The 16755-nt window shown below is 71.4% G+C and carries 12 protein-coding genes; 7 read left to right on the top strand and 5 right to left on the bottom strand.

Going from position 1 to position 16755, the window contains the following annotated elements; translation table 11 throughout:
- Nucleotides 1–58 precede the first annotated feature (58 nt).
- The 3 genes from EES41_RS14850 (at nucleotide 59) to EES41_RS14840 (ending at nucleotide 2821) form a co-directional block, all read left to right on the top strand.
- Nucleotides 59–826, top strand: coding sequence for a ComF family protein (locus EES41_RS14850; protein WP_123078712.1), 768 nt, complete (start codon nucleotides 59–61; stop codon nucleotides 824–826).
- A 355-nt stretch (nucleotides 827–1181) separates the two neighbouring features.
- Nucleotides 1182–1877: a ribosome-associated translation inhibitor RaiA gene (raiA, locus tag EES41_RS14845; protein WP_123078710.1), complete on the top strand. Its 696-nt coding sequence runs from the start codon at nucleotides 1182–1184 to the stop codon at nucleotides 1875–1877.
- A gap of 212 nt (nucleotides 1878–2089) precedes the next feature.
- Complete coding sequence (locus tag EES41_RS14840) at nucleotides 2090–2821, top strand: response regulator transcription factor (RefSeq protein ID WP_008743924.1); 732 nt, start codon at nucleotides 2090–2092, stop codon at nucleotides 2819–2821.
- Here EES41_RS14840 and EES41_RS14835 read toward each other — a convergent pair whose 3' ends face one another.
- Complete coding sequence (locus tag EES41_RS14835; protein ID WP_123078708.1) at nucleotides 2822–4009, bottom strand: winged helix-turn-helix domain-containing protein; 1188 nt, start codon at nucleotides 4007–4009, stop codon at nucleotides 2822–2824.
- Nucleotides 4010–4018: 9 nt separating this feature from the next.
- Nucleotides 4019–4600 carry a GNAT family N-acetyltransferase gene (locus tag EES41_RS14830; RefSeq protein WP_123078706.1) on the bottom strand — a complete coding sequence of 194 codons (582 nt, stop codon included), beginning with the start codon at nucleotides 4598–4600 and terminating at the stop codon, nucleotides 4019–4021.
- 228 nt (nucleotides 4601–4828) lie between these two features.
- On the opposite strand from EES41_RS14830, the gene secA reads away from it, so the two are divergent.
- Nucleotides 4829–7618 carry a preprotein translocase subunit SecA gene (secA, locus tag EES41_RS14825; RefSeq protein ID WP_123078702.1) on the top strand — a complete coding sequence of 930 codons (2790 nt, stop codon included), beginning with the start codon at nucleotides 4829–4831 and terminating at the stop codon, nucleotides 7616–7618.
- Nucleotides 7619–7698: 80 nt separating this feature from the next.
- Here the strand turns inward: secA and EES41_RS14820 are convergent, their stop codons facing one another.
- Nucleotides 7699–8079 carry an Rv3235 family protein gene (locus tag EES41_RS14820; RefSeq protein ID WP_123078700.1) on the bottom strand — a complete coding sequence of 127 codons (381 nt, stop codon included), beginning with the start codon at nucleotides 8077–8079 and terminating at the stop codon, nucleotides 7699–7701.
- Nucleotides 8080–8450: 371 nt separating this feature from the next.
- On the opposite strand from EES41_RS14820, the gene EES41_RS14815 reads away from it, so the two are divergent.
- From EES41_RS14815 to EES41_RS14805, 3 genes are all read left to right on the top strand, one after another.
- Entirely contained in the window at nucleotides 8451–8951 is a 501-nt protein-coding gene (locus EES41_RS14815; RefSeq protein WP_008743919.1) for a hypothetical protein, read from the top strand.
- A complete protein-coding gene (locus EES41_RS14810) occupies nucleotides 8948–9640 on the top strand; it encodes an HAD family hydrolase (protein WP_254211448.1) in 693 nt (230 codons plus the stop codon). The genes EES41_RS14815 and EES41_RS14810 overlap by 4 nt, the downstream gene beginning before the upstream one ends.
- A gap of 356 nt (nucleotides 9641–9996) precedes the next feature.
- Nucleotides 9997–14997 (top strand): NAD-glutamate dehydrogenase, encoded by a 5001-nt coding sequence (locus EES41_RS14805; protein ID WP_123078698.1) that lies wholly within the window; start codon nucleotides 9997–9999, stop codon nucleotides 14995–14997.
- 117 nt (nucleotides 14998–15114) lie between these two features.
- Here EES41_RS14805 and EES41_RS14800 read toward each other — a convergent pair whose 3' ends face one another.
- A complete protein-coding gene (locus tag EES41_RS14800; protein ID WP_123078696.1) occupies nucleotides 15115–15873 on the bottom strand; it encodes an ABC transporter ATP-binding protein in 759 nt (252 codons plus the stop codon).
- On the bottom strand, nucleotides 15866–16717 hold the full coding sequence (locus tag EES41_RS14795; protein ID WP_254211761.1) for an ABC transporter permease: 852 nt from the start codon (nucleotides 16715–16717) through the stop codon (nucleotides 15866–15868). The genes EES41_RS14800 and EES41_RS14795 overlap by 8 nt, the downstream gene beginning before the upstream one ends.
- Nucleotides 16718–16755: the final 38 nt, after the last annotated feature.

The raw sequence follows: 16755 nt of genomic DNA, 5'->3' as shown, positions 1-16755 counted from the left end.
TGTGCGGGGTTGTCCACAGGGGGGGCGCGGTGCTGCCCGGGACGGCACGGTGAGCGGTGTGCGCGGATGGTGGCGGGAGCTCGCGGGGCTGGTGCTGCCGGTGGGCTGCGCCGGCTGCGGGGCCGGCCGCGAACCGCTGTGCGGCGGGTGCCGGGCGGCGCTCAGTGGGGCCGGGGCGGGGTGTGTGCGGCCCGCTGCGGCGCCGGCGGGGCTGCCCGCGGTGTATGCGGCCGCCGCGTACGGCGGGGCGGTACGAGGGGTCGTACTGGCGCACAAGGAGCGCGGGGCGCTGCCGCTGGCCGGGGCGCTCGGCACGGCCCTCGCGGCGGCCGTCCGGACCGCCACGGCGGGGTGCGCGGGGGAGTTGGTGCTGGTTCCGGTTCCGTCCGCGCGCCACCGCGTGCGGGCGCGCGGGCACGATCCGGGGCGCAGGATCGCGCTGGCCGCCTCGGCGCGGCTGCGGCGGGCCGGGGTGCCGGCGCGGGTGGCGCCCGTACTGCGGCTCAGGCGGGCGGTGGCGGACCAGGCGGGCCTGGGGGCGCGGGAGCGCCGGGCGAACCTGGCGGGAGCCCTGGAGGTGTCCCGGGGCGGGGTGGAGCTGCTGGCCACGGGTGCCGCGGCGGCGCCGGCGGGCCGGCCGGGCGGGCCGCGGATCGTGCTCGTGGACGATGTGGTCACCACCGGCGCCTCGCTCGCCGAGGCGGCCCGGGCGGTGCGCGCGGCGGGGCTCGGCCCGGCGGCCGCGGCGGCCGTGGTCGCCGCTCCGGCGGGCGCGTTCGGATGGGGAGATACCGCCCGCAACCCGGACAGAGCAAAAAACCAGTGAATACATTTGGAACTGGAGGGGAAGGCGCATCGTTGCAGGTAGTACGAGGGACAGACCACCTGATCGGAGGTACGTTCCGGTAGCGGGTGCCGACAACCGCCATAGAGGGATATGTTCGGTTGTGAGGAACTGGCGAGCCTTGGGCCCCACGCATCGGATCGCATGTTTCGAAATATTTCGGATCTTCGTGTCAGAGGCTGCCTCTCGACTCCGAAGTCGGTGGGGTGTAGACCTTGCCGATGGGGGAGGAGGAGGTGAAAGTCGCCAAGTCCGAGGCTCCGGTGCTCACCGGAGTCTGGTGCGAAAGGGAGACGCTTCGCCCCTGGGGCGGAGCTATCCGGGAACGGAGTTCTGCGTGGACATCGTCGTCAAGGGCCGCAAGACCGAAGTGCCCGAGCGGTTCCGCAAGCACGTGGCAGAGAAGCTGAATCCCGAGCGGATCCAGAAGCTCGACGCCAAGGTGATCAGCTTGGACGTCGAGGTGTCCAAGGAGCACAACCCGCGCCAGGCCGACCGTTCCGACCGCGTGGAGATCACCCTGCACTCGCGGGGACCCGTCATCCGGGCGGAAGCGGCAGCCGCCGACGCGTACGCGGCGCTGGACCTCGCTCAGGACAAGCTGGAGGCCCGGCTGCGCAAGCAGCACGACAAGCGCTACACGCGCCGTGGCAACGGCCGGCTCTCGGCGGCAGAGGTCGCCGACGTGGTGCCGGGCGTCGCGCAGCTGAACGGCAACGGCCAGCCGTTCATCGAGGAGCAGGCGGACGCGATCCCGACGACGCGGATCGGTTCTCTGGAAGTGCAGGGCGAAGGCCCGCTCATCGTCCGGGAAAAGACCCACTCGGCCGCGCCCATGTCGCTCGATCAGGCTCTGTACGAGATGGAGCTGGTCGGCCACGACTTCTACCTGTTCGTCGACTCCGACACGAAGATGCCGAGCGTCGTCTACCGGCGCCACGGCTATGACTACGGAGTGATCCACCTCAACTCCGACCAGGCTTCCTCCTCGGCCGAGTCCGGCGCGGGCGCCGGCGGAGCGCTCGGCGGCTGACCTTCGTTCGCTGCCCCCGCGGGACGCGTGTCGCGTCCCGCGGGGGCACCTGTGTGAGTGACCCGGGCGGCGCGCGGACGACGTGTATGCGCCAGCGTGGCTCGCGAGAGCCCCCGGGGGACGCCCCGGGCATGGAATCATGGCGGGCAGTCAACCGGCGGCCGACGCCGCACGGTTGGCGCGGCGGCTCGGCACATGCAGGGGGAGGAACGATGGCGGACGGCTTCGGACCGGTGCGCGGCGACGACGGTGCGAACTGCGGGGCTCCCGAGAGCCCTGCCGGGGAGCCGATCCGAGTCCTCGTGGTGGACGATCACGCGCTGTTCCGGCGAGGGCTGGAGATCGTGCTCGCCCAGGAGGAGGACATCCAGGTCGTCGGCGAGGCCGGGGACGGCGCGGAGGCCGTGGACAAGGCGGCCGACCTGCTGCCGGACATCGTGCTGATGGACGTGCGGATGCCGCGGCGGGGCGGGATCGAGGCCTGTACCTCGATCAAGGAAGTGGCCCCCTCCGCGAAGATCATCATGCTGACGATCAGCGACGAGGAGGCGGACCTCTACGACGCGATCAAGGCCGGCGCGACGGGGTACCTGCTGAAGGAGATCTCGACGGACGAGGTGGCCACGGCGATCCGCGCGGTGGCCGACGGACAGTCGCAGATCAGCCCTTCGATGGCGTCGAAGCTGCTGACCGAGTTCAAGTCGATGATCCAGCGCACCGACGAGCGCCGGCTGGTGCCGGCGCCGCGGCTGACGGACCGGGAGCTGGAGGTCCTGAAGCTGGTCGCCACCGGAATGAACAACCGGGACATCGCCAAGGAGTTGTTCATTTCCGAGAACACCGTGAAGAACCACGTGCGCAACATCCTGGAGAAGCTGCAACTGCACTCCCGGATGGAAGCCGTGGTCTACGCGATGCGCGAGAAGATCCTCGAAATTCGCTGATCAGAGCGCCGCGAGCTCCGTCGTGACGGATTCCGCTTCCGCCGGGGAGGCGGCGCGCTCGACACGGACCGCGTCGCAGCCGACCCAGCTCGCGGCCTCGCGCAGCGCCTGCGCCATCGGGCGGGCCGCCTTCGGGGTGGTCAGGGAGAGCTGGCGGGCCACCAGCGTGGTGCCCTCGCGGGCCGGGTCGACCCGGCCCTGGAGGTGGCCGCCCGCCAGCAGGGGCATCGCGAAGTAGCCGTGTATCCGCTTGGGCTTGGGGACGTACGCCTCCAGCCGGTGGGTGAATCCGAAGATCCGCTCCGTGCGCGGCCGGTCCCAGACCAGGGAGTCGAACGGCGAGAGCAGCGTCGTGCGGTGGCGGCCCCGGGGCGGGGCGGCCAGGGCCTCCGGCGCGGCCCAGGCCGGCTTGGACCAGCCCTCGACCTCGACCGGGACCAGGCCCGACTCCTCGACCACCGCGTCGAACTGCCCGCCCCCCAGACGGTGGTAGTCCGCGATGTCGGCCCGCGTGCCGACTCCCAGGGACTGCCCGGCCAGGGCGACCAGGCGGCGCAGGCACTCGCGGTCGTCGAGGTCGTCGTGGAGCAGCGCGTCGGGCACGGCGCGCTCGGGCAGGTCGTACACCCGCTTCCAGCCACGGCGTTCGCTGCAGACCACCTCGCCGGTGTCGAGCAGCCACTCCACCGCGATCTTGGTCTCGGACCACTCGAACCACTCGCCGCCGTTCTTGGCGCCGCCCAGCTCGGTCGAGGTCAGCGGGCCGTCGGCCCTCAGGCGGTCCAGGACGGCCTTCGTCGAGCGCTCCTTGTCGCGCAGGACGTGCCAGCGGTGGCCGCGCGCCCGGCGGGCCCGGCGGCGGAACGCGAAGTGCGGCCACTCCTCGATGGGCAGGATGCAGGCCGCGTGCGACCAGTACTCGAAGGCGTGCCGGTCGCTCCAGTACGCCCGCTCCACCGCCGGCCGGCCGACCGCGCCCAGGCGGGCGTACGGGATCAGCTCGTGCGACCTGGCCAGGACGGAGATCGTGTCGAGCTGGACGGCGCCCAGGTGCCGCAGCACCCCGCGCACCCCGCCGCGCCGGTCCGGAGCGCCGAGGAACCCCTGTGCGCGCAGGGCGATCCGCCGGGCCTCGTCGGCGGACAGGGACACGGTCGGGGTCGGCTGCGGTGCGGCGGCGCTGGTCATGTCGGCACCCTAGACGGCGCCACTGACAGCGGGCAGGTAGGGCAGCGCGGAGGGCAGCCCGAGGTCCGAGGGGAGCAGGGCGCCCACCCAGCAGTCGCGCAGGGTGCCCTTCGCCTGGAGCCCGGCCCGCATCGTGCCCTCCACGCGGAAGCCGGCCTTCTCGGCGACGGCCCGGGAGCCGTGGTTGCCGACCTCGGCGCGCCATTCCAGCCGTACGGCGCCCAGCTCGGTGAAGGCCCAGCGGGCGGCGGCCAGGACGGCCTCGGTCGTGTAGCCCCGGCCGCGGTGTTCCCGCACGGCCCAGTAGCCGATCTCGTACGACCCCGGCGCGGGCACGTGGACGCCGACGGCGGCGACCAGCGGGCCGTCCGGGGCGAGGCGCACGGCGAAGCCGTACTCCTTCTCCTCGCGCCAGCCGGCCGGGACCACCTCGCCCACGAAGGTCCGCGCCTGCTCGCGTCCGTACGGGCTGGGGACCATCGTCCAGCGCTGGATGCCGGGGTCCTGGCAGGCGGCGTACACCTCTTCCTCGTCGGCGGGACCGAAGGGGCGCAGCCGCAGCCGCGCGGTGTTCAAGGTGGTGGGCTCCATGACCGGATTGTGCGCGCCGCCGGCCGGACCCGGCGAATCAGTTTTCGCGCACACCGGCACCTTCCGGGTATCCCGTACGTTCTCATTCCGGGCACCCGTGCCCTGCGGATAGTGCGGACCTCCCGACGCGACCGCGTCCTCGCTTACGATGGCCGTTGCGGTGGGGCCCACCCTCCGTGCCCGTGTACGAACCAGTGCCAGGCCCGACCGGCAAGGAGACAAACCTCGGTGTCCGTCTTCAACAAGCTCATGCGTGCAGGCGAAGGCAAGATCCTGCGCAAACTGCACCGCATCGCGGACCAGGTCAACTCCATCGAAGAGGACTTCGTCAACCTCTCCGACGCCGAGTTGCGTGCGCTCACTGACGAATACAAGCAGCGCTACCAGGACGGCGAGAGCCTGGACGACCTGCTCCCCGAGGCCTTCGCGACCGTTCGCGAGGCCGCGAAGCGCGTCCTCGGCCAGCGCCACTACGACGTTCAGATCATGGGCGGCGCCGCGCTGCACCTCGGTTACGTCGCCGAGATGAAGACCGGTGAGGGCAAGACCCTCGTCGGCACGCTCCCCGCGTACCTGAACGCGCTGTCGGGCAAGGGCGTCCACCTGATCACGGTGAACGACTACCTCGCCGAGCGCGACTCCGAGCTGATGGGCCGGGTGCACAAGTTCCTCGGCCTGGAGGTCGGCTGCATCCTGGCGAACATGTCGCCGGCGCAGCGCCGCGAGCAGTACAACTCGGACATCACGTACGGCACGAACAACGAGTTCGGCTTCGACTACCTGCGCGACAACATGGCGTGGTCGCAGGACGAGCTGGTCCAGCGCGGCCACAACTTCGCCGTGGTCGACGAGGTCGACTCGATCCTCGTCGACGAGGCCCGTACCCCGCTGATCATCTCCGGCCCGGCCGACCAGGCCACGAAGTGGTACGCCGACTTCGCGAAGCTGGTCACCCGCCTGACCAAGGGCGAGCCCGGCCAGCCCCTCAAGGGCATCGAGGAGACCGGCGACTACGAGGTCGACGAGAAGAAGCGCACGGTCGCCATCCACGAGGCCGGTGTCGCCAAGGTCGAGGACTGGCTCGGCATCGAGAACCTCTACGAGTCGGTGAACACCCCGCTCGTCGGCTACCTGAACAACGCCATCAAGGCGAAGGAACTGTTCAAGGTCGACAAGGACTACGTCGTCATCGACGGCGAGGTCATGATCGTCGACGAGCACACCGGCCGTATCCTCGCCGGCCGCCGCTACAACGAGGGCATGCACCAGGCGATCGAGGCGAAGGAAGGGGTGGACATCAAGGACGAGAACCAGACGCTCGCCACGATCACCCTTCAGAACTTCTTCCGCCTCTACAACAAGCTGTCGGGCATGACCGGTACGGCCATGACCGAGGCCGCCGAGTTCCACCAGATCTACAAGCTCGGTGTCGTCCCGATCCCGACCAACCGCGACATGGTCCGCAAGGACCAGGCGGACCTGATCTACCGCACCGAGGTCGCGAAGTTCGCCGCCGTCGTCGACGACATCGCGGAGAAGCACGAGAAGGGCCAGCCGATCCTGGTCGGCACCACCTCGGTCGAGAAGTCCGAGTACCTCTCGCAGCAGCTCTCCAAGCGCGGCATCCCGCACGAGGTGCTGAACGCGAAGCAGCACGAGCGCGAGGCCTCGATCGTCGCCCAGGCCGGCCGCCGCGGCGCCGTCACGGTCGCCACGAACATGGCCGGCCGCGGTACCGACATCAAGCTCGGCGGCAACCCGGACGACCTCGCCGAGGCCGAGCTGCGCCAGCGCGGCCTGGACCCCGAGGAGCACATCGAGGAGTGGGCGCAGGCCCTGCCCGAGGCGCTCCACCGGGCCGAGGCGGCCGTGAAGGCCGAGTTCGAGGAGGTCAAGGACCTCGGCGGGCTGTACGTGCTGGGCACCGAGCGGCACGAGTCGCGCCGCATCGACAACCAGCTGCGCGGCCGCTCCGGCCGTCAGGGCGACCCGGGCGAGTCCCGCTTCTACCTGTCGCTGGGCGACGACCTGATGCGTCTGTTCAAGGCGCAGATGGTCGAGCGCGTCATGTCGATGGCCAACGTGCCGGACGACGTCCCGATCGAGAACAAGATGGTGACGCGCGCGATCGCCTCGGCGCAGTCGCAGGTCGAGACCCAGAACTTCGAGACGCGCAAGAACGTCCTGAAGTACGACGAGGTCCTCAGCCGCCAGCGTGAGGTCATCTACAGCGAGCGCCGCCGTGTGCTCGAAGGCGAGGACCTGCAGGAGCAGGTGCGCCACATGATGGACGACACCATCGACGCGTACATCGCGGCCGAGACGGTCGAGGGCTTCGCCGAGGAGTGGGACCTGGACCGCCTGTGGGGCGCGTTCAAGCAGCTCTACCCGGTGAAGGTCACCGTGGACGAGCTGGAGGAGGCCGCGGGCGACCGGGCCGGCATCACGGCCGAGTTCATCGCGGAGTCCGTCAAGGACGACATCCACGAGCAGTACGAGGCGCGCGAGAAGACGCTCGGCTCCGAGATCATGCGCGAGCTGGAGCGCCGCGTGGTGCTGTCGGTGCTGGACCGCAAGTGGCGCGAGCACCTGTACGAGATGGACTACTTGCAGGAGGGCATCGGCCTGCGGGCGATGGCCCAGAAGGACCCGCTGGTCGAGTACCAGCGCGAGGGCTTCGACATGTTCAACGCCATGCAGGACGGCATCAAGGAGGAGTCCGTCGGCTACCTGTTCAACCTGGAGGTCCAGGTCGAGCAGCAGGTCGAGGAGCTTCCGGTGCAGGACGCGGCGCCGTCGCTGACGAAGGAGCCGGCCGGGGCCGGGCGTCCCGAGATCCGCGCGAAGGGCCTGGACGCGCCGCAGCGTCCGGACCGGCTGCACTTCTCCGCGCCGACGGTGGACGGCGAGGGCGGTGTCGTCGAGGGCGAGTTCGACAGCGAAGCCGGTGACGGGATGACCCGTGCGGAGCGGCGCAAGGCGCAGAAGGCGGCCGGCGGCCGTCGCCGCAAGAAGTAGCCCCGCGCGCTGGGGCACCCCCGCCGGGGCCGGACACCGTACGAGGTGTCCGGCCCCGGCGTCTTCGTGCGGCCGCTTCCTCACGGGCGGGGGCCCTGGATCTCGACCGCCGCGCAGCGCCAGCGCAGGTCGGGGCCCTGCTCCAGGCGGAAGGCCATCGCGGAGACGCGCTCGCCGGTGGCGATGCGGGCGAAGGCCTCGATGACGCCCGGGCCCGGGTGGAAGCGGCCGCAGTGGCGCAGCACCGGGCGCAGGCGGTCGCGCGGCGGTCCGGTGGGCGCCAGGGTGACGAGCTGCTCGTAGGCGGGGCCGACGGTGAGTCCCAGCAGCGAGTGGACCGGGCGCTGGCCGCTGACCACCGCCAGGAGGCGTTCCGCGAACCAGTCGTGCGGGCCGCGCGGGCGGCGCTGGTCGCGGCGGCCGGGAGGGCGGGTGGTGTTCCTGGTCCTGGTCCTGGTCATGGCGGTCGTCCCCGAGGAGGCCGGGCCCGGCGGTGATACCGGGCGGTAACTTGGTTGGGGATCTTCTACGGGCCCGCGAACACGCTCCGCAACGGTCCGCGCCCCGCCCGCGCGGGGCGCCCGCGCTCACCTATCCGGGTGGCGGGCCGGAACCACCGCGCCGCCGCGCCCGCTGCGCGGGGCGGGGGGTGGACGCGGTTCCCCGGCCGGGCGGCAGTCCGAAGGGGGACGGCGACGGCCACCGAACGGGGCCGCCGCCCGGGCGCGCTCGGGGGCCGGGGCCGGGCCGGGTCGCGGTGCCGGGGGGCGTGGGGGTTTCGCCGCGTCAGTCGTATCCTGAGGGCGTTTCCGACTACCGAAAGCAGCCGGCCATGCGCGTGTACGTCCCCCTGACCCTCCAAGGGCTCGCCGAGGCGCACGAGGCGGGCGAGCTGGGCCCCGCCCCGCTCCGCGCGTACGCCGTCACCCCCGGGCTGCGGGAGTGGTACGTCTCGGACGACATCGAGGAGCTGGAGTACGCGGCGCTCGGCCGGGCCGCCACCGCCTCGCTGCGGCTGCTCGCCGCCGACGCCGCCGCCCCGCGCAAGCGGGTCGTCGTGGCCGTCGACGTCGAGGACAAGGCCGCCACCGCGACCCCCGGGCTCGACGAGGCCACCCTCGGCCAGGTCACCCTCGCGGCCGCCGTACGGCTCACCGTGGCCGCCGCGGTCCACGTGGACGCCGAGGACGCCCGCGAGGACGTCGCGGCCGCTGCGGCGGCCGTGGACGCCGCCGACGGCGGGGACGACGACGCGCGGTTCACCGTGGACGGGGCCGAGGACCACGAGCTCCTCTGGTTCGGGGTGCAGGAGATTCCGGGGTTGCTGAAGTGACCGTTGCCGAAGTGAGCGGGATAGCCGTCGTCGGCCCGCACATCGTCTGGGACTGGAACGGCACGCTGCTCCACGACATCGACGCCGTCATCGTGGCGACGAACGCCTCCTTCGCCGAGCTAGGGTTCCCGCCGATCAGCCTGGAGACGTACCGCGACCTGTACGTCGTCCCGGTGCCGAAGTTCTACGAGCGCCTGATGGGCCGGCTGCCCACCGACGAGGAATGGCTCGTCATGGACGAGACCTTCCACCGGCACTACTGGGCGGCCGCCGAGGACTCCGGGCTCGCCGAGGGCGCCCGGGAGCTGCTCGCGGACTGGTCGGGCGCCGGGTCCACCCAGTCGCTGCTGTCCCTCGCGCCCCATGACAAGCTCGTACCGCTGGTGCGCGTCCACGGCATCGACGGGCACTTCGTCCGCGTCGACGGCCGCGTGGGTCCCTCGCACACCAGCAAGGCGGGTCACCTCGTACGCCATATGGCCGCCATGGAGGCGGCCGGTGTGACCGCCGCGCGTACGGTCCTCATCGGAGACGCCGTGGACGACGCCCTCGCCGCCGCCCACGTGGGCGCGCGGGCCGTGCTCTACACGGGTGGTTCGCACAGCCGCGCCAGTCTCGAATCGGCCGGAGTGCCCGTCGTGGACTCGCTGGCGGAGGCCGTCCGCACTGCTCGCGAACTGGCCGGATAGCGACTGGCACGAGCGGGCGCCGCCGTCACTGCGCACATCGTCAAACTTAGGCACCTGCTTTTGTACAGATCCGGCCCGTGACGGGCAGGGGGTCCGGCGAGATAGCCTGGTACCCGTGATCAGCGCGATAGTCATCGGAGGCATTGCCGCCTCCGGCCAGCGCCCGGCGCACGACCGTGCCCGGGCTTTCGCTGATCCCCGCTGCCGGGACCTCTCGCCGATCATGGCCGGTTCCCTCCACGGCGGCTCTCACGACGGCATAGCGTCGATCCCGAACGGACACCCCGCCTCGCGGCGCTACGCCATTCCTTCCTTCACCTACGTCACGCAATGGCGCGCGACAGGAGCCAGAGGACATGCAGACCAAGCTGGACGAAGCAAAGGCCGAGCTGCTCGCGCGGGCGGCCCGGGTAGCTGAGAACAGCCCGGCCGGGGGGCTACTTCCGACTGGGTCCGAGCAAGGGGAGCGTCCAGACCGCGACACGGTGCTCGCCTACCTCCAGCGCTACTACCTGCACACCGCCCCCGAGGACCTCTTGGACCGGGATCCGGTCGACGTGTTCGGGGCGGCGCTCTCGCACTACCGGCTCGCCGAGAAGCGGCCGCAGGGCACCGCGAACGTGCGCGTGCACACCCCCACGGTCGAGGAGAACGGCTGGACCTCCAGCCACTCGGTCGTCGAGGTCGTCACCGACGACATGCCCTTCCTGGTCGACTCCGTCACCAACGAGCTCTCCCGGCAGGGCCGCGGCATCCACGTCGTGATCCACCCGCAGGTCGTCGTCCGCCGTGACGTCACCGGCAAGCTGATCGAGATCCTCGGTCCCGACTGCGACGCGCACGGCCCCAAGACCGCGCGCCCCCACGACTCCCTCGTCGAGTCCTGGATCCACGTCGAGATCGACCGCGAGACCGACCGCGCCGACCTCAAGCAGATCACCGTCGACCTGCTGCGCGTCCTGTCCGACGTCCGCGAGTCCGTCGAGGACTGGGAGAAGATGCGCGACGCCGCGCTGCGCGTCGCCGACCAGCTCCCGGACGAGCCGACCGCCCCGGACCTGCGCGAGTACGAGCTCGAAGAGGCCCGCGAGCTGCTGCGCTGGCTCGCCGACGACCACTTCACCTTCCTCGGCTACCGCGAGTACGACCTCGTCGACGGCGACTCCCTGTCCGCCGTGCCCGGCACCGGTCTCGGCATCCTGCGCTCCGACCCGCTGCACAGCGGCAAGGAGGACGGCCACCCCGTCTCGCCCTCGTTCAACCGGCTGCCCGCCGACGCGCGCGCCAAGGCCCGGGAGCACCGCCTGCTGGTGCTGACCAAGGCCAACAGCCGCTCCACCGTGCACCGCCCGTCCTACCTCGACTACGTCGGCGTCAAGAAGTTCGACGCCGAGGGCAACGTCGTGGGCGAGCGCCGCTTCCTCGGCCTGTTCTCCTCCGCCGCGTACACCGAGTCCGTGCGCCGCGTCCCGGTCATCCGCCGCAAGGTCGCCGAGGTCCTGTCCGGCGCCGGCTTCGCGCCGAGCAGCCACGACGGCCGCGACCTGACGCAGATCCTGGAGACCTACCCGCGCGACGAGCTGTTCCAGACCCCGGTCGACCAGCTCCAGGCCATCGTCACCTCCGTGCTGTACCTCCAGGAGCGCCGCCGGCTGCGGCTGTACCTGCGCCAGGACGAGTACGGGCGCTACTACTCCGCGCTGGTCTACCTGCCGCGCGACCGGTTCACCACCGGCGTCCGGCTGCGGCTGATGGACATCCTGAAGGAGGAGCTCGACGGCATCAGCGTCGACTTCACCGCCTGGAACACCGAATCGATCCTCTCCCGGATCCACTTCGTCGTCCGCGTCCCGCAGGGCACCGAGCTGCCCGTCCTGACCGACTCCGACGTCGAGCGGGTCGAGGCCCGGCTCGTCGAGGCCGCCCGCTCCTGGGCCGACGGCTTCGGCGAGGCGCTGATCGCCGAGACCGGCGAGGAGCGCGCCGCCGAGCTGCTGCGCCGCTACGGGGGATCCTTCCCCGAGGGCTACAAGGCCGACCACTCGCCGCGCGCCGCCGTCGCCGACCTGGTCCGGCTGGAGCGGCTGTCCGCCAGCGACAGCGACTTCGACCTCTCCCTCTACGAGCCCGTCGGCGCCGGCCCCGGCGAGCGCCGCTTCAAGATCTACCGCCAGGGCGAGCAGGTCTCCCTGTCCGCCGTGCTGCCGGTCCTGCAGCGCCTCGGCGTCGAGGTCACCGACGAGCGGCCGTACGAGCTGCGCTGCAGCGACCGTACGAACGCGTGGATCTACGACTTCGGCCTGCGGATCCACACCCCCGCCGGCAACGGCGACAGCTACCTCGGCGACGACGCCCGCGAGCGGTTCCAGAACGCCTTCGCGGCCGTGTGGACCGGGCAGGCCGAGAACGACAACTTCAACACCCTGGTGCTCAGCGCCGGGCTGACCTGGCGGCAGGCCGTCGTCCTGCGCGCGTACGCCAAGTACATGCGTCAGGCGGGCTCCACCTTCAGCCAGGACTACATGGAGGACACCCTCCGCAACAACGTCCACACCACCCGGCTGCTGGTCTCGCTCTTCGAGGCCCGGATGTCGCCCGGCCGCCAGGCCGCCGGCAGCGAGCTCGTCGACGCCATGCTGGAGGAGCTGGACGGGGCCCTGGACCAGGTCGCCTCGCTCGACGAGGACCGCATCCTGCGCTCCTTCCTCACCCTCATCAAGGCGACCCTGCGCACCAACTTCTTCCAGAGCGCCGGCGAGGGAAGCGGCAGCAGGGGCCAGGACGGCGGCGCGGGCGAGCCGCACGCGTACGTGTCGATGAAGTTCGACCCGCAGGCCATCCCGGACCTGCCGGCGCCGCGCCCCGCGTTCGAGATCTGGGTGTACTCCCCGCGCGTCGAGGGCGTCCACCTGCGCTTCGGCAAGGTCGCCCGCGGCGGTCTGCGCTGGTCCGACCGGCGCGAGGACTTCCGTACGGAGATCCTCGGCCTGGTCAAGGCGCAGATGGTCAAGAACACCGTCATCGTGCCGGTCGGCGCCAAGGGCGGCTTCGTCGCCAAGAACCTGCCCGACCCGTCGGTGGACCGCGACGCCTGGCTCGCCGAGGGCATCGCCTCGTACAAGATCTTCATCTCGGCGCTGCTCGACATCACCGACAACATGGTCGGCGGCGAGGTCGTGCCGCCCAAGGGCGTGGTCCGCCACGACGAGGACGACACCTACCTCGTCGTCGCCGCCGACAAGGGCACCGCGACCTTCTCCGACATCGCCAACGGGGTCGCCGAGTCCTACGGCTTCTGGCTGGGCGACGCGTTCGCCTCCGGCGGCTCGGCCGGCTACGACCACAAGGGCATGGGCATCACCGCCCGCGGCGCGTGGGAGTCCGTCAAGCGGCACTTCCGCGAGCTCGGCCACGACACCCAGACCCAGGACTTCACGGTCGTCGGCGTCGGTGACATGTCCGGTGACGTCTTCGGCAACGGCATGCTGCTCTCCGAGCACATCCGCCTGGTCGCCGCCTTCGACCACCGGCACATCTTCATCGACCCGACGCCGGACGCGGCGACCTCGTACGCCGAGCGCCGGCGCCTGTTCGAGCTGCCGCGCTCCTCGTGGGCCGACTACGACACGGCGCTGCTCTCGGCGGGCGGCGGGATCCACCCGCGCACCGCCAAGGCCATCCCGGTCAACGCGCAGCTGCGCGCGGCCCTCGGCATCGAGGCCGGCGTCACCAAGATGACCCCGGCCGAGCTGATGCAGACGATCCTCCAGGCCCCCGTGGACCTGCTGTGGAACGGCGGCATCGGTACGTACGTCAAGGCCACCGCCGAGACGCACGCCGACGTCGGCGACAAGGCCAACGACGCCATCCGCGTCAACGGCGCGGACGTCCGCGCCCGGGTCATCGGCGAGGGCGGCAACCTGGGCCTGACCCAGCTCGGCCGCATCGAGTTCGCCCGGACCGGGGCCGGCGGCGAGGGCGGCAAGGTCAACACCGACGCCATCGACAACAGCGCGGGCGTGGACACCTCCGACCACGAGGTGAACATCAAGATCCTGCTGAACTCGCTGGTCTCCGAAGGCGACATGACGGTGAAGCAGCGCAACAAGCTGCTCGCCGAGATGACGGACGAGGTCGGCCGTCTGGTCCTGCGCAACAACTACGCGCAGAACACCGCCCTGGCCAACGCCGTGGCCCAGGCGCCGAGCCTGCTGCACGCCCAGCAGCGCTTCATGCGCCGTCTGGAGCGCGCCGGACGACTGGACCGGAGCCTGGAGTTCCTGCCCAACGACCGGCAGATCCGCGAACTGCTGAACAACGGCAAGGGCATGACCCAGCCGGAGCTGGCCGTCCTGTTCGCCTACACCAAGATCACGGCGGCGGACGAGCTCATCGCCACCGAGCTGCCGGACGACCCGTACCTGCGCCGCCTGCTGCACGCGTACTTCCCCGGCGCCCTGAACGAGAAGTTCCGGGACCAGATCGAGGCGCACGCGCTGCGCCGCGAGATCATCACCACGGTGCTGGTCAACGACACCGTCAACACCGGTGGTTCGACCTTCCTGCACCGCCTGCGCGAGGAGACCGGGGCCTCCACGGAGGAGATCGTCCGCGCGCAGCTCGCGGCCCGCGAGATCTTCGGCCTGGCCGAGGTCTGGGACGACGTCGAGGCGCTCGACAACAAGGTCGCGGCCGACGTCCAGACCCGGGTGCGGCTGCACTCGCGGCGCCTGGTCGAGCGCGGCACCCGCTGGCTGCTCAACAACCGGCCGCAGCCGCTGGAGATCACCGCCACCATCCAGCTCTTCAGCGACCGGGTCAGCCAGGTCTGGGAGGAGCTGCCGAAGCTGGTGCGCGGCGCCGACCTGGAGTGGTACCAGTCGATCATGGACGAGCTGACCGGCGAGGGCGTGCCGGAGGAGCTGGCCGCCAAGGTCGCCGGGTTCTCCTCGGCCTTCCCGACGCTCGACATCGTGGCGATCTCCGACCGCACCGGCGTCGACGCGCTGGGTGTCGCCGAGGTCTACTACGACCTCGCCGACCGCCTGGAGATCACCCAGCTGATGGACCGGATCATCGAACTGCCGCGGTCCGACCGCTGGCAGTCCATGGCCCGCGCCTCCATCCGCGAGGACCTGTTCGCGGCGCACGCGGCGCTGACGGCCGATGTGCTGGCGGTCGGCAACGGCGACTCGACTCCCGAGGAGCGCTTCAAGGCGTGGGAGGACAAGAACGCGGCGATCATCGGGCGGGCCCGGACGACCCTGGACGAGATCCGGGGCTCGGACGACTTCGACCTGGCGAACCTGTCCGTCGCGATGCGCACGATGCGTTCGCTGCTGCGGGTGCACGGCTAGTCGCCCCGTAGAGCGCCCACGAGGGGCGCCCGGAACCGCTCAGCGGTTCCGGGCGCCCCTTCGGCGTTCCGCCGGGGGCGCCCGGGAGCGGGTCCCGCCCGGGCGGGCGCGGGCTGGTCAGGCCCGGCGGGTGAAGGCCTCGTACGCCTCGCAGACCTCGGCGGCGGGGCCGTCCATGCGCAGCACCCCCGACTCCAGCCAGATCGCCCGGTCGCAGGTGGCGCGGACGGTGGCGATGCCGTGGCTGACGAGGAAGACGGTGCCGGCGCGCTCGCGGAGCTCCTCGACGCGTTTTTGGCTGCGGCGCTGGAAGGCCGCGTCACCGGTGGCGAGGGCCTCGTCGATCATCAGGACGTCGTGGTCCTTGGCGGCGGCGATCGAGAAGCGCAGCCGGGCGCCCATGCCGGAGGAGTACGTCCGCATCGGCAGCGAGATGAAGTCGCCCTTCTCGTTGATCCCGGAGAAGTCGACGATGCCCTGGTAGCGCTCGCGGATCTGCCCGCGGGACATCCCCATCGCGAGGCCGCCGAGGATGACGTTGCGCTCGCCGGACAGGTCGTTCATCAGGGCGGCGTTCACCCCGAGCAGGGAGGGCCGGCCCTGCGAGTAGACCCGGCCGCGGGCCACCGGCTGGAGGCCGGCGATGGCTTTGAGCAGGGTGGACTTCCCGGAGCCGTTCGTACCGATGAGGCCGATGGCCTCGCCCTTGTACGCGGTGAAGCTGACGCCCCTGACGGCGTGCACCTCGCGCACGCCGGGGGCGGGGCGGCGGGAGAAGACCCGGCCGAGGGCGGCGGTGGCGCCGCCCTTGCGGCCGCCGGCGTGGACCTTGTAGACGACGTGGACGTCGTCCGCGATGACGGTGGGATCAGCCACGGCCGTACTCCTCCTCGGCCTTCCAGAAGTAGAGGAACCCGCCGGCGCCCGCGAGCAGCGCCCAGCCGATGGCGAGCGGCCACACGTGGTGCGGGAGCGAGCGGGCGGTGAAGCTGTCGATCAGCGAGAAGCGCATCAGGTCGATGTAGACGGCCGCCGGGTTGGCCTTGAGGGCCGGCGCCACCCAGTGCGGGAGGTCGTCCCGCTTCAGCACCTTGTCGATGGACCACATGACGCCCGAGGAGTACATCCAGGTGCGCAGGACGAACGGCATCAGCTGGCTGACGTCCGGGCTCTTGCTGCCGATCCGGGCCATGACGAGGGCGCAGCCCGCGCAGAAGACGGCCGTCAGGAACAGGGTCGGGAAGGCCAGCAGCCAGGAGGGGCCCGGGGTCTGGCCGAGGGCGAGCAGCAGGACGACCAGGGTGCCCATGGTGACGAGCAGCTGCTGGAAGAGCTGGATGACGGTGGAGAGGGGCAGGCTGGCGCGGGGGAAGTGCAGGGCGCGGACCAGGCCGAGGTTGCCGTGGATGGCGCGGGTGCCGGCGTTGACGGAGCTGCCGATGAAGTCCCAGACGAAGATGCCGGTGAGCAGGAACGGGACGTAGTCCGGGACGTTGTGGCTGGCGTTCATGACGACGCCGAAGATGAAGTAGTAGACGGCGGCGTTGAGCAGCGGGGTCGCCAGGTGCCAGAGCTGGCCGAGCCTGGCCGTGCTGTACGTGGCGTGCATCCGGGCGGTGGCGTACGCGGTCACGAAGTGGCGCCGGCCCCAGAGCGCGGCGATGTAGCGGGGCAGGGACGGCCGGGCGCCGCTGATGGTCAGGCCGTGGGCCGCGGCCAGGGCGGCGGGGTCCGCCGGGGCGGTCCGGTCCTTCGGGC

Source organism: Streptomyces sp. ADI95-16 (assembly GCF_003721495.1).
Classification (GTDB): Bacteria; Actinomycetota; Actinomycetes; order Streptomycetales; family Streptomycetaceae; genus Streptomyces; species Streptomyces goshikiensis.
This window is presented reverse-complemented; position numbering and strand designations above follow the sequence as displayed.

Excerpts from the sequence above, each read along its gene's own strand:
- EES41_RS14840 (WP_008743924.1), top strand. The coding sequence starts at position 2,090 with ATGGCGGACGGCTTCGGACCGGTGCGCGGCGACGACGGTGCGAACTGC.
- EES41_RS14835 (WP_123078708.1), bottom strand. The coding sequence starts at position 4,009 with ATGACCAGCGCCGCCGCACCGCAGCCGACCCCGACCGTGTCCCTGTCC.
- EES41_RS14830 (WP_123078706.1), bottom strand. The coding sequence starts at position 4,600 with ATGGAGCCCACCACCTTGAACACCGCGCGGCTGCGGCTGCGCCCCTTC.
- EES41_RS14820 (WP_123078700.1), bottom strand. The coding sequence starts at position 8,079 with ATGACCAGGACCAGGACCAGGAACACCACCCGCCCTCCCGGCCGCCGC.
- EES41_RS14815 (WP_008743919.1), top strand. The coding sequence starts at position 8,451 with ATGCGCGTGTACGTCCCCCTGACCCTCCAAGGGCTCGCCGAGGCGCAC.
- EES41_RS14805 (WP_123078698.1), top strand. The coding sequence starts at position 9,997 with ATGCAGACCAAGCTGGACGAAGCAAAGGCCGAGCTGCTCGCGCGGGCG.